27 protein-coding genes are annotated in these 23814 nt (G+C 37.2%); 16 read left to right on the top strand and 11 right to left on the bottom strand.

All coding sequences use genetic code 11. The features are described from left to right. Nucleotides 1-240: 240 nt before the first annotated feature. Nucleotides 241-576, top strand: a complete 336-nt coding sequence (locus ESA94_RS13450; protein WP_129131422.1) for a hypothetical protein — start codon at nucleotides 241-243, stop codon at nucleotides 574-576. A gap of 58 nt (nucleotides 577-634) precedes the next feature. On the opposite strand, the gene ESA94_RS13445 is transcribed toward ESA94_RS13450, so the two are convergent. Further along, nucleotides 635-2281 carry a recombinase family protein gene (locus tag ESA94_RS13445; protein ID WP_129131421.1) on the bottom strand — a complete coding sequence of 549 codons (1647 nt, stop codon included), beginning with the start codon at nucleotides 2279-2281 and terminating at the stop codon, nucleotides 635-637. Between the two features lie 483 nt (nucleotides 2282-2764). Here ESA94_RS13445 and ESA94_RS13440 point away from each other — a divergent pair, with 483 nt between their 5' ends. From ESA94_RS13440 to ESA94_RS13410, 7 genes are all read left to right on the top strand, one after another. Further along, a complete protein-coding gene (locus ESA94_RS13440; protein ID WP_129131420.1) occupies nucleotides 2765-4531 on the top strand; it encodes an ATP-dependent nuclease in 1767 nt (588 codons plus the stop codon). Continuing rightward, nucleotides 4518-6173, top strand: coding sequence for a UvrD-helicase domain-containing protein (locus tag ESA94_RS13435; protein ID WP_129131419.1), 1656 nt, complete (start codon nucleotides 4518-4520; stop codon nucleotides 6171-6173). Before ESA94_RS13440 ends, ESA94_RS13435 begins: the two co-directional genes overlap by 14 nt. Before the next feature lie 248 nt (nucleotides 6174-6421). Continuing rightward, nucleotides 6422-6706 carry a helix-turn-helix transcriptional regulator gene (locus ESA94_RS13430; protein ID WP_129131418.1) on the top strand — a complete coding sequence of 95 codons (285 nt, stop codon included), beginning with the start codon at nucleotides 6422-6424 and terminating at the stop codon, nucleotides 6704-6706. A gap of 196 nt (nucleotides 6707-6902) precedes the next feature. Beyond that, the gene (locus tag ESA94_RS13425; protein WP_129131417.1) at nucleotides 6903-7142 is read left to right on the top strand and encodes a hypothetical protein; all 240 of its coding nucleotides are present in this window, start codon (nucleotides 6903-6905) and stop codon (nucleotides 7140-7142) included. Then, nucleotides 7123-7587 carry a hypothetical protein gene (locus ESA94_RS13420; protein WP_129131416.1) on the top strand — a complete coding sequence of 155 codons (465 nt, stop codon included), beginning with the start codon at nucleotides 7123-7125 and terminating at the stop codon, nucleotides 7585-7587. The genes ESA94_RS13425 and ESA94_RS13420 overlap by 20 nt, the downstream gene beginning before the upstream one ends. Nucleotides 7588-7721: 134 nt before the next feature. After that, a complete protein-coding gene (locus ESA94_RS13415) occupies nucleotides 7722-8660 on the top strand; it encodes an ArdC family protein (protein WP_129131415.1) in 939 nt (312 codons plus the stop codon). A 143-nt stretch (nucleotides 8661-8803) separates the two neighbouring features. Next, entirely contained in the window at nucleotides 8804-9589 is a 786-nt protein-coding gene (locus tag ESA94_RS13410; RefSeq protein ID WP_129131414.1) for a hypothetical protein, read from the top strand. 10 nt (nucleotides 9590-9599) lie between these two features. Here ESA94_RS13410 and ESA94_RS13405 read toward each other — a convergent pair whose 3' ends face one another. The 9 genes from ESA94_RS13405 to ESA94_RS13365 are packed head-to-tail and all read right to left on the bottom strand — an operon-like array spanning nucleotide 9600 to nucleotide 16483. After that, nucleotides 9600-10850, bottom strand: a complete 1251-nt coding sequence (locus tag ESA94_RS13405; protein WP_129131413.1) for a DUF4407 domain-containing protein — start codon at nucleotides 10848-10850, stop codon at nucleotides 9600-9602. Continuing rightward, a complete protein-coding gene (locus ESA94_RS13400) occupies nucleotides 10790-11689 on the bottom strand; it encodes a hypothetical protein (RefSeq protein WP_129131412.1) in 900 nt (299 codons plus the stop codon). The genes ESA94_RS13405 and ESA94_RS13400 overlap by 61 nt, the downstream gene beginning before the upstream one ends. A 50-nt stretch (nucleotides 11690-11739) precedes the next feature. Next, complete coding sequence (locus tag ESA94_RS13395; protein ID WP_129131411.1) at nucleotides 11740-12426, bottom strand: hypothetical protein; 687 nt, start codon at nucleotides 12424-12426, stop codon at nucleotides 11740-11742. A 3-nt stretch (nucleotides 12427-12429) separates the two neighbouring features. Further along, nucleotides 12430-13518 carry a hypothetical protein gene (locus tag ESA94_RS13390; protein WP_129131410.1) on the bottom strand — a complete coding sequence of 363 codons (1089 nt, stop codon included), beginning with the start codon at nucleotides 13516-13518 and terminating at the stop codon, nucleotides 12430-12432. Then, the gene (locus ESA94_RS13385) at nucleotides 13508-14140 is read right to left on the bottom strand and encodes a toll/interleukin-1 receptor domain-containing protein (RefSeq protein ID WP_129131409.1); all 633 of its coding nucleotides are present in this window, start codon (nucleotides 14138-14140) and stop codon (nucleotides 13508-13510) included. The genes ESA94_RS13390 and ESA94_RS13385 overlap by 11 nt, the downstream gene beginning before the upstream one ends. Next, entirely contained in the window at nucleotides 14080-15048 is a 969-nt protein-coding gene (locus tag ESA94_RS13380) for a caspase family protein (RefSeq protein ID WP_129131408.1), read from the bottom strand. Before ESA94_RS13380 ends, ESA94_RS13385 begins: the two co-directional genes overlap by 61 nt. Beyond that, nucleotides 15045-15629, bottom strand: a complete 585-nt coding sequence (locus ESA94_RS13375) for a toll/interleukin-1 receptor domain-containing protein (protein WP_129131407.1) — start codon at nucleotides 15627-15629, stop codon at nucleotides 15045-15047. Before ESA94_RS13375 ends, ESA94_RS13380 begins: the two co-directional genes overlap by 4 nt. 5 nt (nucleotides 15630-15634) lie before the next feature. Next, complete coding sequence (locus tag ESA94_RS13370; protein WP_129131406.1) at nucleotides 15635-16057, bottom strand: TIR domain-containing protein; 423 nt, start codon at nucleotides 16055-16057, stop codon at nucleotides 15635-15637. Nucleotides 16058-16072: 15 nt separating this feature from the next. After that, complete coding sequence (locus ESA94_RS13365) at nucleotides 16073-16483, bottom strand: TIR domain-containing protein (protein ID WP_129131405.1); 411 nt, start codon at nucleotides 16481-16483, stop codon at nucleotides 16073-16075. A gap of 208 nt (nucleotides 16484-16691) precedes the next feature. Here ESA94_RS13365 and ESA94_RS13360 point away from each other — a divergent pair, with 208 nt between their 5' ends. The 4 genes from ESA94_RS13360 (at nucleotide 16692) to ESA94_RS13345 (ending at nucleotide 19962) form a co-directional block, all read left to right on the top strand. Continuing rightward, entirely contained in the window at nucleotides 16692-17171 is a 480-nt protein-coding gene (locus ESA94_RS13360; RefSeq protein WP_129131404.1) for a hypothetical protein, read from the top strand. A gap of 687 nt (nucleotides 17172-17858) precedes the next feature. Then, complete coding sequence (locus ESA94_RS13355) at nucleotides 17859-18662, top strand: sensor histidine kinase (RefSeq protein ID WP_129131403.1); 804 nt, start codon at nucleotides 17859-17861, stop codon at nucleotides 18660-18662. A 3-nt stretch (nucleotides 18663-18665) separates the two neighbouring features. Further along, the gene (locus ESA94_RS13350; protein WP_129131402.1) at nucleotides 18666-19346 is read left to right on the top strand and encodes a response regulator transcription factor; all 681 of its coding nucleotides are present in this window, start codon (nucleotides 18666-18668) and stop codon (nucleotides 19344-19346) included. A gap of 79 nt (nucleotides 19347-19425) precedes the next feature. Further along, on the top strand, nucleotides 19426-19962 hold the full coding sequence (locus tag ESA94_RS13345; protein WP_129131401.1) for a hypothetical protein: 537 nt from the start codon (nucleotides 19426-19428) through the stop codon (nucleotides 19960-19962). A 467-nt stretch (nucleotides 19963-20429) separates the two neighbouring features. Here the strand turns inward: ESA94_RS13345 and ESA94_RS21805 are convergent, their stop codons facing one another. Next, nucleotides 20430-20810 (bottom strand): helix-turn-helix domain-containing protein, encoded by a 381-nt coding sequence (locus ESA94_RS21805; RefSeq protein WP_129131400.1) that lies wholly within the window; start codon nucleotides 20808-20810, stop codon nucleotides 20430-20432. Here ESA94_RS21805 and ESA94_RS13335 point away from each other — a divergent pair. The 4 genes from ESA94_RS13335 to ESA94_RS13320 all read left to right on the top strand — a co-directional run bounded on the left by ESA94_RS13335 (nucleotide 20798) and on the right by ESA94_RS13320 (nucleotide 23797). After that, the gene (locus ESA94_RS13335; protein ID WP_240671056.1) at nucleotides 20798-21343 is read left to right on the top strand and encodes a magnesium chelatase subunit ChlI family protein; all 546 of its coding nucleotides are present in this window, start codon (nucleotides 20798-20800) and stop codon (nucleotides 21341-21343) included. The two genes, ESA94_RS21805 and ESA94_RS13335, sit on opposite strands and share 13 nt — an antisense overlap. A gap of 11 nt (nucleotides 21344-21354) precedes the next feature. After that, nucleotides 21355-22161 carry a glycosyltransferase gene (locus tag ESA94_RS13330; RefSeq protein ID WP_129131399.1) on the top strand — a complete coding sequence of 269 codons (807 nt, stop codon included), beginning with the start codon at nucleotides 21355-21357 and terminating at the stop codon, nucleotides 22159-22161. A 160-nt stretch (nucleotides 22162-22321) separates the two neighbouring features. Next, complete coding sequence (locus ESA94_RS13325) at nucleotides 22322-23389, top strand: glycosyltransferase (protein WP_129131398.1); 1068 nt, start codon at nucleotides 22322-22324, stop codon at nucleotides 23387-23389. A gap of 21 nt (nucleotides 23390-23410) precedes the next feature. Beyond that, a complete protein-coding gene (locus ESA94_RS13320; RefSeq protein WP_129131397.1) occupies nucleotides 23411-23797 on the top strand; it encodes a hypothetical protein in 387 nt (128 codons plus the stop codon). Nucleotides 23798-23814 lie beyond the last annotated feature (17 nt).

The raw sequence follows: 23814 nt of genomic DNA, 5'->3' as shown, positions 1-23814 counted from the left end.
CGTTTGATAAACAAAAAACAGCCAGTTCTTTAACAGCTTCAGAACATCTCTCCACCAGTTTTTGGATGATTTTTTTAGGGGGTCAATTTAAAATGGCGGAAGGGGGTTAGTTTGGGTGGTATTTACAGTAATGATTAAGACCTCTAGTGAGGTCTTTTTTTATTTCTCAGATAGTTAGAGCTTTAATAGTTGACATATTCTAGACTAGTAGTAAAGTGCAGTAAACAAAAACTACAGCGTATGTCACTTGTAATAAAGATGTTCCTTGCCACTCCTGATACAAAAGGATCTAAACTTGAAGAATTTCGTAAAAAAGTTATCGCTCGTGTTCTTGAGACGCAGCACCACATGAGAGAAGGAAACCTAAAGGTATTTTTTATAGGTTGCCTCCAACCTCAAGACCCGGGAGACTTCAATATACTTATTGAAGTCTATTCTCCTGATAATAAAAAACTTGTTGCTGTTGAAGAAACACTTGATGCGCTGATAGAAATTACATATGAAAGGTTTGAAGTCTTTTGCCAGGCAACAGTATTTCATAATGTATCGAAAAGTTATACAGACAGCTTGGAGTGAATTGTTATCTAGAAAACTATTGTGAAAACAATAGTTTTTTTATTAGGAGTTCGGAGGCTTAATTCAAGCGATCCTTTTCCATTTTAAAAAGCTCTGATAAGACTAACAATTCTTGAACAGTCTCCATCGTTGTTAATGAACTGTCTTTTTTATTCTCTTCTTCAATGATTTTAAGCTCTTGCCAAGGGAGGGAAATTTGTTTGTGGAGTATGTTCGATTTATTTTTCCTAATGTCCACATTAAGAGATTTTGACACCCTAAAATCTGATTTAACCTTTAAAAGCTTACATACTTTTGGTGTTCGACTCCCAGATTTATATATGGCAATTCCATCCGGGAAATAAAAACTTTGTAACAGCAATTTATCCTTATAGTTCGCATTTTTCCATGTCTGCCCCGGCTGAAGCAATACTTTTCGGGCTGTATCTAATACGGCACTTAGATCTTTTACTGGTTGCATTATCTGATTAATCTGTTGATTCAGGGTATGAAGCTCAATGTAAAGTTCCTGTAGTTTCTCACGGCAAAGTTCATCAGGGATAACTCCTTGTATGTTCTTGTTAATAATTGCAGACTGTTTTTCTTTTACCTGTTTTATTTGATTTTCTACCTGCTGTTTAAAGCCAGGAGTTAGCAACTCATACCCGTTTAGTGTTACCTCGATTTGTTTTCTCAGTTGTTCGAATGTGCTTATATCGAATTTGAAATTATCCAGCCAGCCTGCAAATGTTTCTTCTAATAATTCTTTTCGGATATTCACCTTAAATCCATGAACCATATAATACGGGTACTTTTTTAATCTACCCTTTGCCCAGCAACCGGTAACAGCTTTTCCTTGTGGATGATATAAAAAGCGTCTTAATGGAAAATCAGTGTCATGAGCAGTTCTGGCCCTTGTCCTCTTTCCATTGATAATATCCTGCACTTTATAAAAAAGTTCTTTCGATAGAATTGATTCAAATGAACCTTCGTATTCACTTCCAAATTTTTTAATCACGCCACAATACAATTCCCTTCGAACCAGTTTATGAAAATTATTTACTGACATAGGGTTTCCATTTGGCATCCGTAAGCCAACAGCAATCATCTCTTGTCTTATTTCCTCCAATGGTAACTGTGCTGTTGCAATCCGTTCAAAAACCTTTTGAACAAGCCCTGCTAATTCGTTTGGAGCAATGGTTGACTTTCCATTCACCTTTACATTCGAATAGCCATACGGAGCCATCCACACATAGCGACCTTCTTTGACTGCTTCTTTCATACCACCGGCACATCGCTCTGCACGTACATCATTATCAAACTGCGCAACATTAGCAATGATATTTTCCATAAATCTTCCGGCAGGAGTATCTTCAAAATATTCTGAAATCGATTTAATCTCTACTTCATACCGTTTCAACATCATACGTATTTGGCTGTAGTCATCAGTATTACGTGACAACCGATCTATTTTATACACAACAACAGCCTTCACCTGATTCTTCTTTGTGGTGCAGTATGAAATCATTTTTTTCAGCTCAGTGCGGTCTGCTGTCTTTGCACTCTCTCCTTGTTCAATGTATATCTCAGCAACGGTATATCCATTTGTTGCGGCATACTCACGGCAGAGGCGTTCTTGTGTAATTAAACTGTTTCCTTCTTCTGCCTGCTCTTTGGTAGAGACTCGACAGTAGATGACGCAGTGTTTTGTGTGTTCTTCATGCATAGGGTGTTGTAGTGTATAGAAATGATAATCTGGGCGAGGTATTCCAGTATCTGTTCTTCAGATACATCATCAGCACTGGTGTCTAAAAATTTCAGTGAGGGAGAACCAATGCCCCGTTTGTTGCTATACAAAAGAGAGTGTTCCCCCTCACTGTCATCTTTATAGAATTCTGAGGCTTTCCCTCTTTTGTATAGCATCGCTATTCTATCACGCCTTCATGTACCTGTTAATATGAGGCAGTGTACACATTTATTACAGGCGATATAAGGGAGGGAAATTTGTCATAAGAACAAATTTGGATTTATAAGCCATTGCCACTTATGGTAAAATAGAAGAAGATTTTTATTATATTTAAGCTATACGCATAACTCAATAAGAATGATTCGTTAAATGAAAAACCATAATGTTATCTATCCTACTTACCAATAATCACCAATAAAATACAGAATAAAAACTAACTCATGCAAAGCAAAAACTTCTAACATGATATTATCAAAAGTCAAATTAGTAGGATACCGGAATTTTAAAAATGCAACAATTAGGCTTAACAAAAAGTCGCTAATTATCGGCGCAAATGATGTTGGAAAGACAAATCTACTATGGGCTTTACGCCTTTTACTTGATAGAGGCCTATCTGATTATGATATCGAACCAACAGATTCTGATTTTTATGCTTTTGAAGAAACAAATGAATTTTCGATTACAGTTTACTTTGAAGAAGTAGATGACGATTGCGTTGTTTCCAAATTAAAAGGCAGAATAAGTGACGATAAAAAACTAGTATTGTCGTATCAGGCATATCGAGACAAGGCAAGTGGGTCTAAAACCTATAAATTATTCGCAGGTACTAGTTCAAAAACTCTAGAAGAAATAGAAGACAGATACTATAGAAAAGTATTAAACTTAAAGTATATCAGTAGTAGACGTGATTTTCACAACTATATTAATAGAGAAAAAAGCTACTTATTTCAACTTGCCAAAGAAAATAGAACCGAAAAGGAAACAAGTGATGATGATAAATTATATGCAGAAATTCAAACAGACCTAAAAGCTGTAGATGATAAAATTCCAAAATTGAACTTCATTTCTTCGGCTACAAGTACAATAAACGAAGAACTATTAAAATTATCGCTGCATCACACTAAGCAAAAAATTGTGTTTGATGCAAGTATTTCAAATGCTGATAAATTTATTAAAAACGTTTCAATAGCATCCAAAAGCAATGAGCAAAGTGTTCTAATTGGCGGTGACGGCAGACTTAATCAAATTTATCTTGCGTTATGGGCATCAAGAAATGAATTGACTGAAGAGAGCCTCAAAGAAGTAACAATATTTTGTATTGAAGAACCTGAAGCACACCTACATCCCCATCAGCAAAGAAAATTAGCTGACTATTTAAACCAATCGCTCAAAGGACAAGTACTATTAACATCTCATTCTCCACAAATTGCTTCAGAATTCAGTCCAAATTCAATCGTTAGACTTGTTAATGATAAAGGAGCTACGAGGGCAGCATCTAATGGTTGTTCAAAAATCATTGATGAAGCATTTAAAGATTTTGGTTATAGACTTAGCATTATTCCAGCGGAAGCTTTTTTTTCAGATGTTGTCCTTTTAATCGAAGGCCCTTCAGAGGAACTTTTTTACAAGACTTTGTCAAAAAAATTAAATATTGATTTAGACAGGTTAAATATTAGCATCTTGATGGTTGACGGCATTGGGTTTTCAACATTTATTCAGATATTAAATAGTTTAGAAATAGAATGGGTTCTTCGAACTGACAATGACATCTTTAAAATACCTAAAAAAGAGGAGTGGCGCTATGCGGGAATTCAAAGATGTATTGGCTTTTATCGTGAACATTTTACTAAAGACGATGATACCGAAAGTATTCTTGCTGAACACGAAGCAAACCTAACCGGCTTCCCAACCAACATGCCTGCAGAAATAAATAAAAACTCTGCTTCAATCATAATTGAAGACCTTGCATCGTACAATATGTATTTGTCGAAAACTGATTTGGAAAACGACCTTTTTAATACCGTCCTTAAAGAAGACATCAAAAAGTACTTTAACGATTTAGATGAATCCGAAATAATTGATGCAATGCAAAAAAGAAAAGCCTCTTTTATGTATGCTTTCCTTCAAGACAACAAAGATAGTCTTGCAAAATTAGCTGAAGACCCTATCTCAGAACCATTGCGAAGTTGTAAACAAATCATTGATATAATTCAGAATGAAGCCCACTGATCAACAAACATTAATACTGGAGCATGATGGAAATGCTGTAGTAATTGCCGCTCCTGGGAGCGGTAAGACATACGTAATATCGGAAAAAATAAAACACAACTTAAAGTCTCTGTTCGAACATCAGGGAATCATTGCAATATCTTATACAAATAAAGCTAGTATAGAATTAAAAAGCAGAAGCCTTTCAAATGGTGAAAATCCAATGAGTTCTTTTTTTGGCACAATTGATAAATTCAATTTGTCAGAAATAATAATTCCCTTTGCTAAACATATTTTTGGGATTCCTAAAAAAGATATTAAAATAAGTAAAATCCAATCACTCCCAAACGAAGAAATAGATACTCTAAGTTGGTTTTATAGGAATATAACCCTTCAAGAAATCACAGATGATCAAATCTCAATCATTAAAGATCATTTCTTGAATGGTGTTATTTTAATTGAAACAATTGGCGTTTTTGCAAACTATGTTTTTACCAATTCGGTAGCATGTCAGAATTATATTAGAGCGAGATACAAATATATTTATATTGACGAGTACCAAGATTCGGGTTATGAACAACATGAAATATTTCTTAAGATTAAATTTCTAAACATTAAGGCAGTTGCAGTAGGAGATCTAAATCAGTCGATCTATGCTTTTTCTGGAAAGGATGCGAAATATCTTGAAGAACTTACAAAGGATGACTCTTTTAAGTATTTCAAACTTGATAAAAATCACAGATGCCATCCCTCTATCATTAATTATTCAAATTATCTGCTAAATCCAAAGACCGAGCTCATTCCAACAGATCAAAATCTAATCTTTTTTAGGAGAATCGAAGGCAATGAAAAAGACATTGCTGCATGGGTTGATAAGAATATTGAACAACTTCAAAAAGACTTTGTAATTGAAAAAAGAAATCAGATTGCAATCTTAACCCGAACAACACGAACAGGGGAAATTCTTAATCAAACACTCAAAGTGCCACACAAATTATCTATCAGTAATGATTTAGATATAAACTTAAACGTCTGGTCTGCTATATTTTCAAATCTCCTTTATTTTATTTTCGACAACGACTTTAAATTTATTGATGTCATCGAAGTATTTACTACCTATGACAAATTCAATACCGCTGATTTAAAAAAACTCACAGATTCGAAAAAGATAATTGAAACGATTGTTTCCAGAGATCAATTGGATATAGACCTGCTGATTACAGAATTCATTGTCGTTGCACAAATTATTGCTCCCAATTCAAAAAGTACGGAATCTATAGCCCTACTAGAGGCGGTCATAAATAATCCTTCAGAATTAAAATCGTATGAGCCAGCCAGCGATAATGAAATAACCATTCTGACACTACACAAATCCAAAGGCCTAGAATTCGATCTTGTATTACATCTGGACATGTATGAATGGATATTTCCAAACAAACAACCTGGGAAAAACAATGATTTTAAAAATCCTATTTATGGAGACTGGACACAGGATTTGAATTTACATTATGTTGGAATAACCAGAGCGAAGAAGGCTTGTATTTTACTATCAAGCACAAAGCGTACTAATCATGAAGAAAAGACAAAAAACGGTGCGGACTCGGAATTTATTTGGCTTAACAACATAGAAAACTTAAGATATAAAAAGAAAGACATTAAATGACAGAATGTTTACAGTATTTAATGAATAAGCTGCCGTAATTGCATCTCGAAAAGAAAAACTCTCCTATGAACATAAGTTGCAGGAAACATTTTTACCAAATGAGTCAATGAAAACAGAACACAATTAAATCTTTTCACTATTTAACACCACATACGTGGGGTTTGACTTTTTGAGTTATCCACAGATTTGTTCTACAAACAAATTACCCTCACTTCAAGACTGCGTTCTTTTTCTATACACTTTTTTGCATGGAGAATAGTCGATATCCAAATAAACTAAAACTCTTTCGCACCTGCTTCGGGTATTCGCAGAAAAAAGTCGTCACCATGCTCGGCCTTACTGATACCAGTATTCTTTCACGTTGGGAACACGGACTCACCACTCCACGACTTGATCATGTGTTTCTGCTTGCACGAATGTATCACAGCACCCCGCATGAACTGTTTGATTGCCTCTGGGAAGCAGCTGGAAATGAGCATAGTTTATCAGGTCAGTTTGACCATAGTAACAGTCAACAATCTTTTTCACCATGAGTACATAGTATTTTTTTACCTCCGGGCAAACGTCAAAAGGACATTTGATGTCCTTTTGACTTGTCGATGCTGCTTGCGGCACCGAACTCAGTTATTTGAAAAATTACTGTATATAAACGAACGATTAAACGAATGAAAAAAGAACGAATCGTTTTTGAACGTACAACTATTATATCAGCACATTAACCTAATCACTATGAATGAACAATTCACACCCTATGAAATCAGGTTGGCCAATGAAATTGCGGATTCGCTCCATGACAGAGATTCCATTGCCATGCACCTGAAATATGTACGGAAATACAAAGAAGAGTTTCTGCGACGGGTACTGCAAAAAGTTCTGTCACTCGATGAGACCAAAATCAGAAAAAGTCGTGCAGCATTGTATAACTTTCTTATCAACCAAGGAGACAAGTATGGCGGTGCTGGGTATTAGTACGAACACACGGCTCCTTGGGCTTGCAATCATCCATGAGGGGCGTTTACTGGACTACTCAATTCGTCTTGATAAATCTCCCTGGTCACCCGCTAAAGCAACCCGAATAATCACCAGCCTGGAGCCGTGTGTCCGGCAATACTCTATTAAAAAGGCTGTTTTGTCAATGCCCTACACCTACCACCAAACTGATGCCTTTAAAACAGTGTTGGACGCCATTAGAACGTTTTGCAAACAGCATCACATCGTGTTCTTCACTGAAACACCGGAGACCATCTACGCAATGTGCGATCAGCCGGAAAAGAGAAGCAAAAAAGAGGTCATGCACACCTTAACCGATCTTTACCCACAGCTGAGTTACTGTTTTCAAAAAGAGTTAAAGAACAAAAAGAAATACTACACGAAACTCTTCGAAGCGGTTGCGGTTGCAATGCTTAAAGAATAGAACAATAAAAAATGCAGGATAACTCCTGCATTTTTTATTTGCATCTGGTGCAAATTTCCCTCCCTTATATAGTTCTGTGCTTTCCTATACAATCATTCTGAAATCAAGTTCATTCACCATTTAAACATTGAATTATGGATTCTCAACAAAGTCCATCCGCAAAGCTGGATGTGTATGCAATTATCACCAACCGTATTATTGAGCTCCTTGAACAAGGTACTGTGCCATGGAAAAAGCCTTGGACCGATGATGGTGCAGGTATTCCCAAAAACCTGCTTAGTAAGCGACCATATCGGGGTATTAATTTCTGGTTGCTCTTGTCTCTGAACTACCAACAAAACCTGTTTCTCACCTGGGATCAAATCAAAACCATTGGTGCCAGTGTGAACAAAGATGAAAAGGGGCATGTGGTGGTGTTTTGGAAAAGCTCACATAAGCACCCAGAGGAGTTAGATGACAAAGGCAATCCGAAGATGGTGCAAACGCTCAGGTATTACAAAGTCTTCAACATTGCGCAGTGCAGGGACATCCCCGAAGGACTGTTTCCTAAGCAAGAAGTATTGTCCAACGATTTTGATCCGATACTCGAATGTGAAGCAGTCATTCATACATTTCCTTCCTGCCCAGAGATTCAGCACAAAGAACAACGTGCTTACTACCACATCACAGAGGATTATATCAACATGCCGAAGAAAAAGAGTTTCAAAACCGTTGCTTCCTACTACGCCACGCTTTTTCATGAACTGGTGCATAGCACCGGTCATGAAAAACGTTTGGGTAGATCAACGGTTACAGACATGCATGAGTTTGGCTCTGAAGCCTATAGTCAGGAGGAACTAATCGCTGAGATGGGCAGTGCCTTCCTCTCCTCTTTTACCGGTATTGGTGTGGAAGAACTGGAGAACAGTGCCGCCTATATCAACGGCTGGTTGCAAAAGCTAAAGGATAATAAACGGTTTGTGGTGCAGGCCAGTGCGCACGCACAAAAGGCGGTTGACTTAATCCTGCAGGTGCGGGAACAGTCAGATGAAAAACCGAAAACTGACTTGAAAGAGCGCACTGAGAATGTCTGAATTCTTTTTGGGTTAGTTAGAGTTACAGCCTGGAGTTTCTACTCCGGGCTTTTTTCTTGTATCAGTCACTTATCCCGATTGCTCCGGTTGTTCCTTTTTGATATAATGGGTTTACAATTATCATTAAGTGTGTTTTATTAAATATGGAAGGATTTAGAGCAGAAAATAATAATGAAAAAATAAACCCTGTTTCTCTTAAAATAAGTAAAGACCAAATAGAACGTGTTTTTTGGGGAAGGTCTGTAGACGTAACAGCAGAAGAGCTGGTGAAGGTTTTTGCCATTATAAGCCATATCAAAGAAAAAGGTATTCGAGACGAATCTGAAATTAAAGATGCTGCCTCTGATCTCTTTGATGAACTAGATGTTAAATTATTTACTTATGAAATGATTTTTACAGATCAAACTATTGATGAGATCATTACTGCAAAAGAGATCGATTCAATAACTATGGATTTTAATGATATTCCAATAATCATTAAAAAAGGTTCGACCGCAGAATCTGCTGTAAAAGAATGGGAGAATGCCGGATATAACTCCCCCGAGGCAATAGAAAAAAGAGAAGCAGTTCAAAAGGAAAAGAATGAGCTGATTCAAAAACAGCAAAGCATAATTGATAAAAAATTCTCCGAAATTGAACAATTGGATTTTTCAAATTTAGAATCAGTCATCGATTGGCTATATAGCTACAATACCCTAGATATTGATGGAGTTGATATGTATGAAGATGCTCTGGTTGAAAAATTTGAAACTGAAGGGTACGAACCAAAAGATAATGACGCTATCAATGGAATGGTTGGTGAAGCACTAAATGATAAAGAGAAACTTGGAAAAGTGATTATTGGCTACTTACTCATGAATGGCTCTCTGGCATTGCGTGGTGATAGTTTAAAAAACTCGATTGAAGAGTGGAAAAAACTAGCCAGCTAGCCCTGTCATGTCAGGAAATCTTTGACTCAACATATTGCTCTACATTCTCGTCAATCTTCTTTAATTGTTGCAACTTCCACAACCTTACCGCCTTTTCTGCTATCTCTCCCTGAGCTTCTGCAATAATCTTCATCAGCTTCTCATTCACCGCATTCTGAGCAGTGACCGTTTTTTCATTGATTGATCGGACAGCTTCTATTTCTGAATTGATCAGCTGATGTATATCAGATTTCCGTTTCTGTTGTTCAATAAACACTTCATATTCATTCATAGCCAGTATTTCATCATAACTGCTCTTTTGCGAAAAGAATTTGACAAAAATCGGTGCTGTTTCCATTCCGAGAATGAGAAAAAAGAAAACCCAATAAGCAAACAACACATATCGATTTTTTGATGTTAATCGTTTGAGCGCATCCATTTGAGAACTTAATCCACTAAACTCTATATCTTCAGGAATTGGCTTCCCTATCAATGCAATCTGCGAATCAAGCTCGCCAATTCTTCGGAGGTTCGCCACGATCTGCGTAGAATTTACCTTTTCAATCTGAGGTAGTTTGACATTCTTCCTATAATTTCTTTGTTCTTCAAGATCAAGATAGGATTCGCCCTTACCTTCCCGCTGCGTTAATCCTTTACCGGTTTTCTCCAAGGACATTTGATCATTCAAAGAAGCGATCTCTTTCATAACAGACTCAAGTTCTTTTTTCAATGATTCATTCCCTATTTCCAGTTTTTCTTTTTCATCTCTGAAAGGCTTCACACGTTCATGATACTCCCGGTTAACTTTGACCTGATTCTCCATCCGTCTTTCTGATTTCATGCTGACTAGTTCATCTGCGATCTCTGTTGCAAAAAACTTTAACTCCATCGGAATGGAAATCGAACAGCCCAATACAAATGCCAGCAGCAGTCGTGGTAACACCAGCCTGAACTCAATCCATTTATTATCATTCTTTTTGTAACTGGCAATAATATAACTATCTAAAACAAATATAGCCATGCCCCACATAATCCCCGCTACGATTCCAACAAAGTAGGACCCGCTGATCGTTTGTAAGGCAAAAAACATGGATACCGTTGCAAGTACTGCCGTAGAAATAATAATCGCACCGATCCTTGCATGACGACTTACTTCATGTGAGCATTTTGGATGATTTAAAATCGTTAAATCAGAACCTGCGACTCTGCACAATAATTTATTCAATCCTTCAATCCGCTGTGTAAACTTTGTTTGAGCAGATCCTTTACCCTGTTTTTCCATATTGATTTAATTAGGTGACTGATCTCTTTTTGTTTTTTTATTAATTGCCAAAAAACATTGTTCGGAAACAGCACTGACTCGAACCCGGTTTTGTTCACGATTATTTTAGTTGCAATTGATTCTAACCTTGTAAGCTTTGTCAGGTTTGTGTAGACCGGTTGACTGATCCATATATTATTTTGCAGTTCGATCTCTGCATGAAATGTCAGTTTATCAAGTGAGATCAATTCAGATGCAAATGCAGGTTCCGGCAGAAAAACTTTTTCAATTAATGGAATCGGAAAAAAGGAGATAGAAACGCTGGATTCACATCTTCCTCCAAAATAATTTTCTACCACTAACGTGTATATACCTGCTGCATCTTCATTAGGTTGAACTGTGATCTCAGATTTATCCGAAACATCTCCAATTCCATTATTAATCCTAACCTTGGCGGCACCGCTAACCTTCCAGGAAAGTGTAATGGATTGCCCCCTTACCGTACATAGTTTGTCAGCCCTAAAATAGTGAATAACAGGTGGGGTTATATCAACTCCAATGTAAAGGCTTTGTTCTACAGGTGGATGATGTTTGCTGTTGGCTTTTAGCTTCAATATCTCCGGCTTTCGTGCATGAAACTGCATACTACCCGTTAAACCAACTGAACGATTATTTAATGAAACGGATATTGCGTGCCGGACTTCCCAACGAATTGTTGCAGGCTCATTGTCAAGCAGAAACTTCTTATCGGATGTAAAAAATACAATGACCGGCAGTGCATCGTTGGCTTGTTCCAACGGTTTAGGAATAAACCTGCCTTCTTGAACATCAAAAAAAAGGGATGCTTTATCCTCTACCATTAAATGTGTATTTAAAACGTTGAAAAAAAGGCTCTATTTCTTTTTCTTTCTCAAACCAGCTCCCTGAAACCAACGATGGCAACAAAACTGATCTTTGTTCCCCATTTGAGTTCCATATGAGAAGTCAAATAGTAAAGAATCTTCTCCGAAAGTTTTGCTGCGTGATCCTGGAAATTCATTTCTGTAATATTATTCATGACAAGTTCAACGCCCAGGGCATCAGCCAGAATTTCTTTCATCTTCAATGTTCTGTCGTAAATATGTTTTCTACTTGAGGGGGGTGTGTCAAGTGGACTATATTGAACGACTATATTAACAGACATCGTCCTGCCACTTGATGTTTCAATTTTATCCAGGCAAAATAATTGCGATTGCAACTCATCATTCTTCCAGGAGACACCCGTTAAAAAAGGAAGCACCCAATACTTATCATCATTCATCATCAGATCAGTTGTTACTACCGGAACATCATTCAAACCCGGACCGGTGGTTTCCTGCGTCTTCCAATCAGGGTTTTCCGTGATCACAAAATAGGATTGCTTATAAAAATTGAAACTGTTACTTTCTTTGACGCTTGCTCCAGTTGCTGTCTTGATATAATAAACCTTTTCCGGTTGCAAATGTTCCGCTGCTTTTAACTTTGCAATCAGTATCGTGAAGGTCATCGTTTCTTCCGCTTCCAGTTCGACGAATAAATTACTTTCAAATAATTCGATTTGTACGTTTTTAATGGCCATTGGTCAGGTTGATTTCTGAGTGACTGAGATAATGTTTAAGTGATGAGCCTTCTTGATCAAAAAACGTTCCTCGGCGATGTCAGGTGCATTATACTTCTTTTTTACCTTTATCTTTTCGACCAGGCTTTCCATTTTTTTTACTGCATTGAAAGGCGCACAAGCCGGGTTATTAATTAATTTTCCGTCACTTGTTTTAATGATCCACTTATATTCCTTGGCCAGCTCATTTACATAACCTTCTAGGAAAAGCGTATCGTTGTACAACAGATAACAGATTTCAAATGAATCCAATAAGTTTTGCAGATAAACAAAATTCGATCTTGACCACTTCGGTGAATTCGTACTGTCCCTTGTAGAAGCCTGTACAGAATTAATTCTTTGCCGTTCAATATTAAATAACCAGTTGGCAATATCTACGACCAATGGCTCATACTCCTCTTCGGTCATACCATGATCTTTACATTTGTCGATATGATTTCTGACTGACCGGATAATTTCAGCGGTTGGCTTTCGCTTTCCCCCTACTTTTTTTATCTCCAGTAAAAATTCTGTGATCGCAAACTTCTCCCAAGTAGCCACTTCACCTGGAGCCAGTTCTTCCGCTTTTTTGCAGTAATCATAGGCAGCTTCATAACTTTTATCTCTCAGATTGTTATTGATATGTGCCAGCAGTTTATCAAACTTCCGGGCTTCTTCCGGCAGTAAAGTTTTATACAAAAGGATGTCTTTGTTCCGCTCACTTTTAATGATAAAGGTTCGTTCACAATTCTTGCATTTGTGTTTCCCGTATTTTTTAATTTCTGACTCTACATCACAATAAGGGCAAGAAAATCTTTGTTCCTTCGGACTTTTAAACACATTTGTATGCTGCGTGATATTGTTATCTCTCCCAGCTTTATTGATCGTTAACTCGTCTATCTCGGTGTCATCAATCAGAACTGCATCATCGCCCGTATTGTGAAACGTTGCATTGCTGTCAGCCGGTTGCACTTCTTCTACTGTCGCTGGTCTTTCATCACCCGATCCGTTGAGAGGCTGATCCGAAGCGGGTAGTTCTTCTGCAAGGTTACTTTTTACTTCATCAGGTTCCATCTTTTTTAAATTGATTGTTGTGAAGATTTCTGATCGTGCTACCGATGATAATGAGAGCATCATTACCAATATTATTAATTTTTGTAATATTATCTGTTGTTTTTCTAAGCTCAATCAAACCATCCCCGAATTGTTCTTTGAGATATTGTGCAACTTTTTCAGGATCGTAATTCCACAACTCATAATTTAAATTTGACAGGCCAGGATAATTTTTCAGCGAGAAATCAGCAGATAGTTTGATCGGCAATAAGTAAACATTTTTAGGGTCTGATCTTATTCTTCGTTTGATTGCTTTGAACTCTACCTTCGTATATTTTTTCTCAACAGCGAAATAATGTGCCGACAACAACACAATGGCATACCTTGCTTCTTCGTAAAATGTCCTCGTGAGCTGTTCAGCCAACTCCGTTCCCCAGTTTTTGCCCTGATATGTTGGATAATAATATACACTTGTAAAACCCGCTATTCCCAATGCCAACTTCAAAGCAAGTGCAATGTTCCGATCTTCTTCAGCAAAAGAAATCGCCACTTCATATTTATAATGCACAGGCATCCTTAATTTTAGATTTTCTTTTGCTGAACCAAGCGCCAGTAATGATAGCCAAGTGCCGTAAGTCTGCATGCTTTTGATTCCATCGCAGCGAAATACATATAGGGCGCATCGACCGGCACGACCAATCCAACACTTTGAAATTTCTGTAGATCCTTAAATACAGCCACATTATTTTCGTCTGCATAAGGCTGAACAAGCTCATGCTTCACCTCTTCTGAATTCGTATCCTCATAAGAAGGATCCAACGGAAAATGTTCTTCGGGTGCCTTGAAATACTTTGTAATTTTTCGTAGTGTTTCTTTTGGAACCTTTGCATTAATTTTTCTCAGTGAAATGAATTCGGTAATATTTGTTTTGAAAACAGGTCGCTGGTCCCATATGCCTAATGCCTGATCAATATAGGCATAGATACTTCCAGGTGTGATTTCCCCCCTGATATCAGCTGCGCCTCCCTGCAATGCATCAAGTAATAAATTTGTAAACACACCATGGCCATTGACTTCAATGGCCGCTTCATCCGACTTACTTGCAGTCAATATGGTTACCCCAGTATTGATGGATGTAATGCTGCCTCCCGTTATCGGAGAAGTACCAGCAGCGCCTGAATGACAGCAATCAAGAATGATGACACGGTTTTTTGCTTTCGATTTATTGGCCATTACCAGCAAATCAGTCATGGAAAGACCAACATCATTTTTTGAAGCATCTGGTGTAACCAGGTAAGTTCCTAAATCATTTTCAAACCCGTGACCCGAAAAATAAAATAACGCCACTTCATCATCACAGTTAAATAATTTATCGACGAGTTCCGACAACTGTCCTTTTGTAGGAACATCCGTACGAAGCATCACTGCGAAATTGGGATCACCATCTCCATGCGTTTCAATGGTATTACCAAACGCAGAAGCATCATTGATACAGGCACGTAGTGGTGAAGTAGGATAATTGTTTATTCCAACGACTAAAGCTCTTCTCATAAGACATCGATATTTGTATTATTATAAATGAGGTTTGCATCTCTTCTGATCCAGCTGTCTGCTAAGACAAATGAATGCGCAGCATCTGTGAGATATAAATCTTCTGAATTAAAAATTCTTGCTTTTTTCAAATAAGGATAGAGTAACAAATATCCGCTTCGGTGAAATACTGCTTGTGTGGAACTACCCGGCGATACGGGAAAGAGCGCACATCGGTTTGTCTTTCCATCAACAAAACCCAACTCCCAAGGAATCCACTTAGAAAGACTGACATTGGTAGACATGGCGAGCAAAAGTTTGCGGGAAGATTTCATTCTGCTTCTGATTAGCTCCGCCGTTTCTTTGGTTACATTGTTCCTGTCAAGATGCGGATCAATGATCCAATCTACATACACCGAAAAACCCTTGCTGGTTAATTCGATATAAATTCCTTCGACCAATTTTCGGTCAAGATTGCTGTGCGATAAAAAAATATCAAACCCAGTATGCTTTTGGGTTCTTTCAGAAAAAATCTTGTCTCTGAGAGTAACAGATTTGTTTTCTGACAATCTAATAAAATAATCGCTGTTATATAGTGACATAAAGTTTAGTTTAAAAATTTTTCAAGACTTTTCCATGACCATTCAATAATTCGCTTCCCATTTAACTCTGGTGGGATAGCACCTTTATCATCTTTCCGTACATGCATACCAATTATTCGAAGCCTTTCTTCTTTTGCACATTTTATTTCCCATCTCGATCCGCTTGAATGCCATGTATTCTTACTCAACAAGACAATCATGCTGTCACATTTTCTTATTTTTTTTCGGCACTGGCGTTTCCATTCGTCTTCATCCCAAGGCTCCTTTACAGACATATCAATAAAGTCGAAAGGAGTCCGATCATTTTTTGCCTGGCTAACCAGAAAATCTCTGTATTTTTTGTCTTCGACAGCAAAACTTATAAATACTTTTCTTCGTTCCTTTTTCTCTTCCGTACCGAAAAGCCATTCTAGTAATTCGTTCAACATATCCTCCCTTTATTTCTACTTATTTTTCCCCTCTTTCATACATTGATCAATGGCATCTGCGATTTTTTCCCAATCCCAACTAATTGTTCTATTACGCTGCAATCCGTCAGGCAAACTGGTTGATGTATTTGCTTCGTCAACGTATATCCCGAATACAGGAACGCTATTTCCTTTGGCGAAAGAAATTTCCTTTTCCACTCCGGAAGCTGAATGGCTCTTTTTCCCAACAAGCACAATCAGCATATTGCATTTGTTAATCTTATTCTTAATTAAAGCCTCCCACTCATTTTGAGGAAGATGGGATTTAGATGACCAATCTTCAATGTTGAATGGTGTTCTTGAATTTTTTGCCTGTCCAGCAAAAAGATCCTTTTCCGTTTTATTGTTATCAAAATCGAAACTGATAAATGCTCTTGGATTTGCCATGATGTTATTTATTTCTGTCAAAGCTGACTAATTTCGATGATGGAAAAAACCTGTGTCATACAGGAAAAATCCCCTTTTTCTCATAAGGCTTAACAGTCTATGTAGAAGGGGATTTTTCCTGTTATTGATTTCAGCTGTTCTTAGCAGTTAGGAAACTTTATAGCTTGCATGTACTTCTTGCAATTAAAATCAAGGAGAATCATTTATTATGCAAAATCAAGTCTCTTACAAACCGTTGCCGTTTTTCTTTGTTGGCAAGGCTGTTACGAATGACCGCATCGGAAGTTATGTATCACAAAAGCATTCAATACTCAGTAATGCTATTGGAAAACCTGATACAAAAAGTATCTGGTATTCAAAAGAACATCTCACTAAACTGTTAGAAGAAATAGAACATGCAGGAGGCGATGGCATCAGAATTCATCTTGGTATGTATGAACAAGGGCATGAATTTCAAGGGCAGCTTTGTTTGGTAATGAACACAACAAGGGAATTGATTGTAGGCAACAATACATATCACCCAGATATTGTACTTGAGAACGAAGCTGACTTTGCAGAAAGATCAACGCTTGAAAGAGACGTAATTGTATTTCCCGGTGATGATCCGATTTCTGCACGTAAAAAGGATTTTAACTTTGGCTCACCTTGCCCTCCACTTTGCGACCCACCACCAACTGAAATCGGTTAATACAAATATTGCAAGTATTATGTAAATTGAGTGGGTGCAGAGGTTATTGAGTTATAATTATATATACCTAATTCCATTATTGTTTAGCGCCATTTTAAGCCTGAAAAGTTTCGGGCTTAAATGGACTAAGCCTTATAGATTATTTTCAATATTATTATTGTCAACTTTTACAATTGAAGTATTTGCTATTACTTGGAAATGGGGTTTTCATAAAACAGCATATTGGAATTTTACCCCTTCAAATTTATGGGTATACAACGGCTTTATTTTAGTTAGGCATTTATTCAATTTATTGTTCTTTTATCAGATACTTACAGCAAGCACTGTCAAAAAGCTTATTGTCTGGTCTTCGATACCATTTTTTCTTTTTGCTCTTATTAATTACTTGTTTATCCAAACTCCGCATAATGTAAACACATACACTATTATTTTTGCAAACACCACTACCATAATGCTATCACTTAGCTTTTTTCACCAAGTAGCCAATGATAATAAGCTTATAAAACTCTACACGAACTCTGCAGTCTGGATTTCTGTGGGATCATTTATTTATTATTCAGGTACGCTTCCCTTTTTCCTATTCTTTAATTATCTAGTTAAAGAAAACATTTCCATGGCGCTCTCCTATTTATATATCAACTCTACTCTCAATACGATTATGTGTTTTTGTTTTTTAATCTCCTTTTTATGCAAACCTCAGAAGTGATAGCACTTACAATCATAATTTCAACGACTCTGATATTACTCATTGGCGGTACCCTTATATATTTCCTTTTTTTATACCAGCGAAAACGATATCGACACCAACAGGAAGTATTAGAACTCAGAGAGGCATTTAACCAGACATTACTTCAATCAAAGTTAGAAATTCAGGAACAAACGCTTGACCACATCTCGAAAGAACTACATGCGAATTTCAGTCATCTCGTTTCTCTTATTAACATCAATCTATCAGAAATACTACCACAAAGTTCAAGTGAAATAAAAGAAAATATCCTTGAAACAAAATCTTTGGCTAAACAGCTTTTAGGGGAATTAAAAGCGTTGAGCAGCAGTTTAAATACCGATCACATATTACACATTGGATTTGTAAAAGCTCTCGATAATGAATTGACCAGATTATCTAAAACAAAAAAATATGAAGTCAGTATAACCAAGACCGGAGAAGAATATCGTTTTGCTGCTGAGCATGAAATAATATTATTCCGTCTTTGTCAGGAAATCCTCAACAATACTGTAAAATACTCAAAAGCAAAAAGAGTCACAGCTACAATCATTTTTTCACCCACTTCCTTCAGACTTGAGGTTGCGGATGATGGAATTGGATTCGACATTGATCTAGCATTAGAACAAGTAGCAGAGAAAGGGAGCACTGGACTTATGAATATTAAGAAAAGAGCACATCTTATCAATGCGGAAGTCTTGCTAAACAGCAAACCAAACGAGGGCACATCTTTCGTTATAATTATACCAAGAGAGCAAACAAAATAATGTATGTTACCAACAAAGACACCTTTAAAGATCGCAATTGTGGATGACCATAATCTATTTCGCAAAGGATTAATAAAGCTAATTAGCCTTGGTGATAAAGAGAATAAATATTCTATTCTTTTTGAAGCAGAAAATGGGAATGATTTGAAGGATAAATTAAAAAGTAAATCTCCTCCCGACATCATTCTAATGGACATAGACATGCCGGACTTAAATGGATATGAAGCAGTCGATTGGCTCAGAAAATATCATCCAGACATAAGCATTCTTGTTGTGTCGATGTTTGAAACAGAGGAGCCTATTATGAGAATGCTTCGAATGGGTGTAAAAGGATATTTATCAAAAGATATTGAAGTGGAGGATATGCATCAAGCTCTTGAAGCAATCGCAAATAAAGGGTTTTATTATTCCGACTTGGTTTCCGGTATAATGGCACAGAATATTCAGTCCACTAACCCGGAAATCAGACTAAAACAAGGATCTGCACTTATTTTGACGGAGAACGAAAGAGAGTTTCTCAAACTGGCTTGCACCGAGTTAACGTATAGTCAGATTGCTGATCGAATGAATCTGAGTCCAAAAACAATTGATGGGTATAGAGAATCTCTCTTTCAGAAATTTCAGGTTAAAAGCCGAGTAAGCTTGGCTATGTATGCAGTGAAAAACAATCTGGTTAAAATTTAACGGATCGTCGGTAAAATATTAAGCTGTTGGGATTTTAAAGTTCATTCTAATATTAACTAAATTTATTCAACCTCTAATTATGCCACGTGCTTGGAAGGATATTGCCGAAAACTGGGAAAATCTTCCCCTTGAGTCTTATAAATTCCTATTTAGTCAAGCAAAAGACAGATTCGATGATATTTTAGGCGAATCAACTTCATTAACGGAAAAATCAATAGGTCTTGGAAAGATCACGATTGTCGCAATGTCTGGCTTCGTTGGATATAATTTTAAAACAAATCCTGAATATGAATGGATTGTTTTACTGAGTTTTTTATTTCTAATTGACCTTTTCTGTGTTGTTATTTTGATGTTTCCAAAGGGAGTTATTTTCAAAGGGTCTCCCCCAGAAGAGATCTTTTGCACTTATTTGGATAATCCAGATTATACAGAAACTGAAAAAACAACAGTCATTTATTATCACGAACTCATACGTTATCAAGAACGTATTGAAATATTGATAAAGAAAAACACACAGCGTCAATTATTTTATGGCGTTGCATTGATAACTACAGTACTTTCAACCCTTTTAACTGCAGGAGTAATAATTAGCACTATTTTTTCCCACCACCCTTAGTTGAAGTATTGGTACCAGATGGTTTAACTGTGCCTGTCTCTTTAGCAAACAGTTTTATTGTGCCAATATTTTGGAAGAAATTATTAATAATCCCTATACAAATTATCATCACAAAGTAACAAATTATTTGAAATATTCTTCATTCGTTTCTTGGGCTCTCAAGGTCAAAAAACTCCAAAAGCTCATTTAACTTTTTCTCTGTATGAGTCAAAGACGGATAGTATTGCCAGTCGTTATTGTTCTGATTATAACGTTGTCGTCCCTCATTAAGCTTTTTCCGTAATGTCTCTAGTTGTAACCGTATGGCCGCTTCTTTCAATTCGATTTTATCTTTTATCTGCATATAATATTAGATCAAAAGGCAAATCTATCTAGAAAAGGTTCATTTAAGTAAAATCGAAAAAGAACAAATGTTAGCACCCTGAGCCATATTCCATTTTTTCCAAAGTACCCGTATCTTATCCAAATTAGATTATTCCCTCAATTACAAGTAGCTTTTTGAAGGATGGAAATTGAGTATTGTTCTCCCAAGACCTCACGGTAGAAGGATCAGTGTTAATCAACCGACCAAAATCTTTTGGACTTAAGCCATTTAAATAACGGAACTGAAGCACCCTCCCACCTACGCAAGACATATCAATTTTGACGGGGAGATAGCCTAACAATTCAGTAATGGCCGGCATCTGTCGAAAAGTTGGGGTATTCCTATTTTTCTCCCATCCCACAATTGTATCCTCTGAAACTCGCAGAAGAGTTGCCAACTTACTTTGTGTTACATTATTTTTAATTCTCCATGCTCGTATATGATCTCCTATGGTTTTCAGCACTTTAGGATATGAATTTGGCATTGGACGTTCAGCTACAGATTTCTTTTTGGAAAAAGGCAACACAGGAATGTCCTTGCGGATTTTACAATCATCCTGAAAAAGAATGTACCTGTCCGCCCGGTGCAGTCCAGAAATATCTCAATAAAATATCGGGTCCCTTGTTAGATCGTATCGATTTGCATGTGGAAGTAACACCTGTACCCTTCAGCGAATTATCAAAAACAGAAAACAGCGAAGCAAGTGCTGTTATTCGTGAACGGGTTATTGCAGCACGTGAAATACAGGAGCAACGTTACAAAGATGTGGAAGGCATTTACGCCAATGCACAAATGAGCAGCAAACAACTGAAAGAGATCTGCGTTATTTCGCAAGCCGGGCAAACGTTGTTAAAAGCTGCAATGGATAAATTAAATTTAAGTGCAAGGGCATACGACCGTATTTTAAAAGTTAGTCGTACCATTGCCGATCTTGCACAAAGCAACGATATTAAAATTGAACACCTGGCCGAAGCCATTCAATACCGCAGTTTAGACAGAGAAGGTTGGGCGGGTTAAGTATAACATTGATGATGCTCGATTTTTATCTTTTAATTCCATGCTACAATAATGTTGAAGGATTGATCCGGTCGCTTCGTTCGGTGGTATATCCTAAAGGCAAATGCAGGATTTTGCTTGTAGATGATGGAAGTACTGTGCCCGTAACAATGGAGTTACTGCCGGAAGATGTTCTGCAACGGTTGCAGATAGAGATCATCCGCTTCAACGAAAACAAAGGAATTACGGAAGCGTTAAATACCGGTCTCCGTTTAATCCTTCAACGAAACGATGCATTGTATACCGCCCGGTTAGATTGCGGCGATGTATGCAGAGAAGAGCGCTTTGAAAAGCAAGTGAAATTTTTAAATGAAAACACTTACATGTCACTACTTGGTTCTTTGTGTTTGTTTGTTGACCCCGTAAAAAAAATCCGATTCGTTTACAAAGCTGCAGAGAAGCATTATGTAATTCGCAAACAAATGCATCTAAAGTGCAGTTTTATACACCCCACAGTTATGTACAGAAACGAATCGCTTAAGCAAACAGCACTTTATCCTTACAATTTCCCTTATGCAGAAGACTATGCTTTTTTCTTTGAGTTAATGAAGAAATTTCAAACGCACATTCTGCAGGAAATGTTAGTTGAAACAGAAATAAACACACAAGGAATAAGTGCACAAAAAAGACGACAACAGATAAAATCAAAAACTAAGATAATAAAGCACTACGGCTTTAATAAATTGTTAACTTGCGTTGGTTTATTACGGCAATATTTACTTTTATTGCTTCCATATAAACTCATCACCCCAATTAAGCGTTTTATTTTTCCACATTGAAAAAATAAAAAATCGTCAAAGTTCATAAGTGTGTTCTTTGAAGCATAAGTGTGCAGCCTCTTAACTGCCAAGCAAATAACTTTGCAGCGGTTTACGTTTAACACTTGTCATGGTTGATAACTAGTTAAACAAGACCTGAGAAAAATAACAATACCTGTAAATGAGAATTGTTCATGTTGTGGAACCGTTTGCAAGCGGTGTAGTAACCTTTGTAAAATCACTGGTAGAGCATCTGCCGGAAGATTATCATATTGTTATACATGGAGAGCGGCCGGAAGTAATGGAACGAGCCGAGGTAAAAAAACTTTTCCCCCCCAGCCAGGTAAAATTCATTCATTGGAAATCGGCCCAAAGAGGGTTGCATCTTGTAAAAGACACCCGTGCATTATTTGAATTATATACCATTCTTAAACGTTTCCGTAATGTAGACGCTGTTCATTTACACTCATCAAAAAGCGGTTTTTTAGGAAGGTTGGTTTGCAGATGGCTGAATATTAAACAGGTTATTTACACTCCCAACGGCGCTCCTTTTCTTGTAAAAGACAGTCGTGTTAAACGGGCAGTTTATAAACAACTTGAATTGATTGGCAATTCATTTGGGGGAAAAGTAGTCTGCGTTTCTGCATCGGAGGCTGAAGCATATCGCAACTTAGGGATTCAGGCAACTTATATAAACAATGGCACCAGCTCTGTTAAGCCGGTAAGAAATGCCGATTATAACCAAGAGAAATTCACCATTGCTTTTAGCGGTCGTATTCTTGCACAAAAAAATCCAAAACGGTTTAACCAAATAGCTGAGCATTTTTTATTGTATCCACATGTAGAATTTGTTTGGATAGGTGATGGTGCAGACAGAGGTGTATTAACCTCGCCCAACATACGTATTACCGGATGGTTGTTGGAGGACGATGTAAAAAGAGAACTCTCAAAAGCATCCCTTTATCTTTCCACTGCCGATTATGAAGGTCTTTCTTTTGGTGTGCTTGATGCAATGGCGTTAAGCAAACCGCTGATTCTTTCAAATTGCATTGGAAATAAAGATATTATCCGCTATGGTTTAAATGGCGATTTGTATGACTCCATCGAACAGGCATGCACACAAATCCTCTATTATATCAACAATCCGTTTATGCTGGAAGCTATGGGCTCTTACTCAAAAAGTTTGTGCAGCACAGAATTTAATGCAGCCAGCAGTGCCGGAAATTATCGTATTGCTTACGCCTATTAAACCACTCTATATCTAACAAAAATGGGAACACAGGGACAAACACAACCTAACGACACGGGCAAACTGGTTGCTTTAGCAGGCAACTTAAAAGATCTTCCCCTGGAAGATGTTTTACGCCAGGTTTATACGCATCTTCTTTCGGAGAATGACGATAAGCGTGACCGTATAGAAGATCTTATTGACCAGCTGCAAAAAATGGAGCAACAGTTGCTCGATGAACAAAAAGAAAAAGAAGAAGCTGAAAAACAGCTGAAAGATGAAATACGCAGACAGGAAGGATCGAAACAATTGATTAATAAACTGCTTGAAGATATACGCCGTTACCAGAATGATATTGAGTGGTATAAGCGGACGTATGAAAAAAGAAGTTTGCTGGGAACATTGAGAGAAAAGCTGTTTAGAAAATAACAAGAAACCATTGGTAC

This window comes from Lacibacter luteus, from assembly GCF_004118265.1.
GTDB lineage: Bacteria > Bacteroidota > Bacteroidia > Chitinophagales > Chitinophagaceae > Lacibacter > Lacibacter luteus.
This window is presented reverse-complemented; position numbering and strand designations above follow the sequence as displayed.

Bases quoted from the DNA above. Each gene is read 5' to 3' on its own strand.
- ESA94_RS13450 (WP_129131422.1), top strand. From the start codon at position 241: ATGTCACTTGTAATAAAGATGTTCCTTGCCACTCCTGATACAAAAGGA.
- ESA94_RS13445 (WP_129131421.1), bottom strand. From the start codon at position 2,281: ATGCATGAAGAACACACAAAACACTGCGTCATCTACTGTCGAGTCTCT.
- ESA94_RS13440 (WP_129131420.1), top strand. From the start codon at position 2,765: ATGATATTATCAAAAGTCAAATTAGTAGGATACCGGAATTTTAAAAAT.
- ESA94_RS13435 (WP_129131419.1), top strand. From the start codon at position 4,518: ATGAAGCCCACTGATCAACAAACATTAATACTGGAGCATGATGGAAAT.
- ESA94_RS13430 (WP_129131418.1), top strand. From the start codon at position 6,422: ATGGAGAATAGTCGATATCCAAATAAACTAAAACTCTTTCGCACCTGC.
- ESA94_RS13425 (WP_129131417.1), top strand. From the start codon at position 6,903: ATGAATGAACAATTCACACCCTATGAAATCAGGTTGGCCAATGAAATT.
- ESA94_RS13420 (WP_129131416.1), top strand. From the start codon at position 7,123: ATGGCGGTGCTGGGTATTAGTACGAACACACGGCTCCTTGGGCTTGCA.
- ESA94_RS13415 (WP_129131415.1), top strand. From the start codon at position 7,722: ATGGATTCTCAACAAAGTCCATCCGCAAAGCTGGATGTGTATGCAATT.
- ESA94_RS13410 (WP_129131414.1), top strand. From the start codon at position 8,804: ATGGAAGGATTTAGAGCAGAAAATAATAATGAAAAAATAAACCCTGTT.
- ESA94_RS13405 (WP_129131413.1), bottom strand. From the start codon at position 10,850: ATGGAAAAACAGGGTAAAGGATCTGCTCAAACAAAGTTTACACAGCGG.
- ESA94_RS13400 (WP_129131412.1), bottom strand. From the start codon at position 11,689: ATGGTAGAGGATAAAGCATCCCTTTTTTTTGATGTTCAAGAAGGCAGG.
- ESA94_RS13395 (WP_129131411.1), bottom strand. From the start codon at position 12,426: ATGGCCATTAAAAACGTACAAATCGAATTATTTGAAAGTAATTTATTC.
- ESA94_RS13390 (WP_129131410.1), bottom strand. From the start codon at position 13,518: ATGGAACCTGATGAAGTAAAAAGTAACCTTGCAGAAGAACTACCCGCT.
- ESA94_RS13385 (WP_129131409.1), bottom strand. From the start codon at position 14,140: ATGCAGACTTACGGCACTTGGCTATCATTACTGGCGCTTGGTTCAGCA.
- ESA94_RS13380 (WP_129131408.1), bottom strand. From the start codon at position 15,048: ATGAGAAGAGCTTTAGTCGTTGGAATAAACAATTATCCTACTTCACCA.
- ESA94_RS13375 (WP_129131407.1), bottom strand. From the start codon at position 15,629: ATGTCACTATATAACAGCGATTATTTTATTAGATTGTCAGAAAACAAA.
- ESA94_RS13370 (WP_129131406.1), bottom strand. From the start codon at position 16,057: ATGTTGAACGAATTACTAGAATGGCTTTTCGGTACGGAAGAGAAAAAG.
- ESA94_RS13365 (WP_129131405.1), bottom strand. From the start codon at position 16,483: ATGGCAAATCCAAGAGCATTTATCAGTTTCGATTTTGATAACAATAAA.
- ESA94_RS13360 (WP_129131404.1), top strand. From the start codon at position 16,692: ATGCAAAATCAAGTCTCTTACAAACCGTTGCCGTTTTTCTTTGTTGGC.
- ESA94_RS13355 (WP_129131403.1), top strand. From the start codon at position 17,859: ATGCAAACCTCAGAAGTGATAGCACTTACAATCATAATTTCAACGACT.
- ESA94_RS13350 (WP_129131402.1), top strand. From the start codon at position 18,666: ATGTTACCAACAAAGACACCTTTAAAGATCGCAATTGTGGATGACCAT.
- ESA94_RS13345 (WP_129131401.1), top strand. From the start codon at position 19,426: ATGCCACGTGCTTGGAAGGATATTGCCGAAAACTGGGAAAATCTTCCC.
- ESA94_RS13335 (WP_240671056.1), top strand. From the start codon at position 20,798: ATGAATTTGGCATTGGACGTTCAGCTACAGATTTCTTTTTGGAAAAAG.
- ESA94_RS21805 (WP_129131400.1), bottom strand. From the start codon at position 20,810: ATGCCAAATTCATATCCTAAAGTGCTGAAAACCATAGGAGATCATATA.
- ESA94_RS13330 (WP_129131399.1), top strand. From the start codon at position 21,355: ATGATGCTCGATTTTTATCTTTTAATTCCATGCTACAATAATGTTGAA.
- ESA94_RS13325 (WP_129131398.1), top strand. From the start codon at position 22,322: ATGAGAATTGTTCATGTTGTGGAACCGTTTGCAAGCGGTGTAGTAACC.
- ESA94_RS13320 (WP_129131397.1), top strand. From the start codon at position 23,411: ATGGGAACACAGGGACAAACACAACCTAACGACACGGGCAAACTGGTT.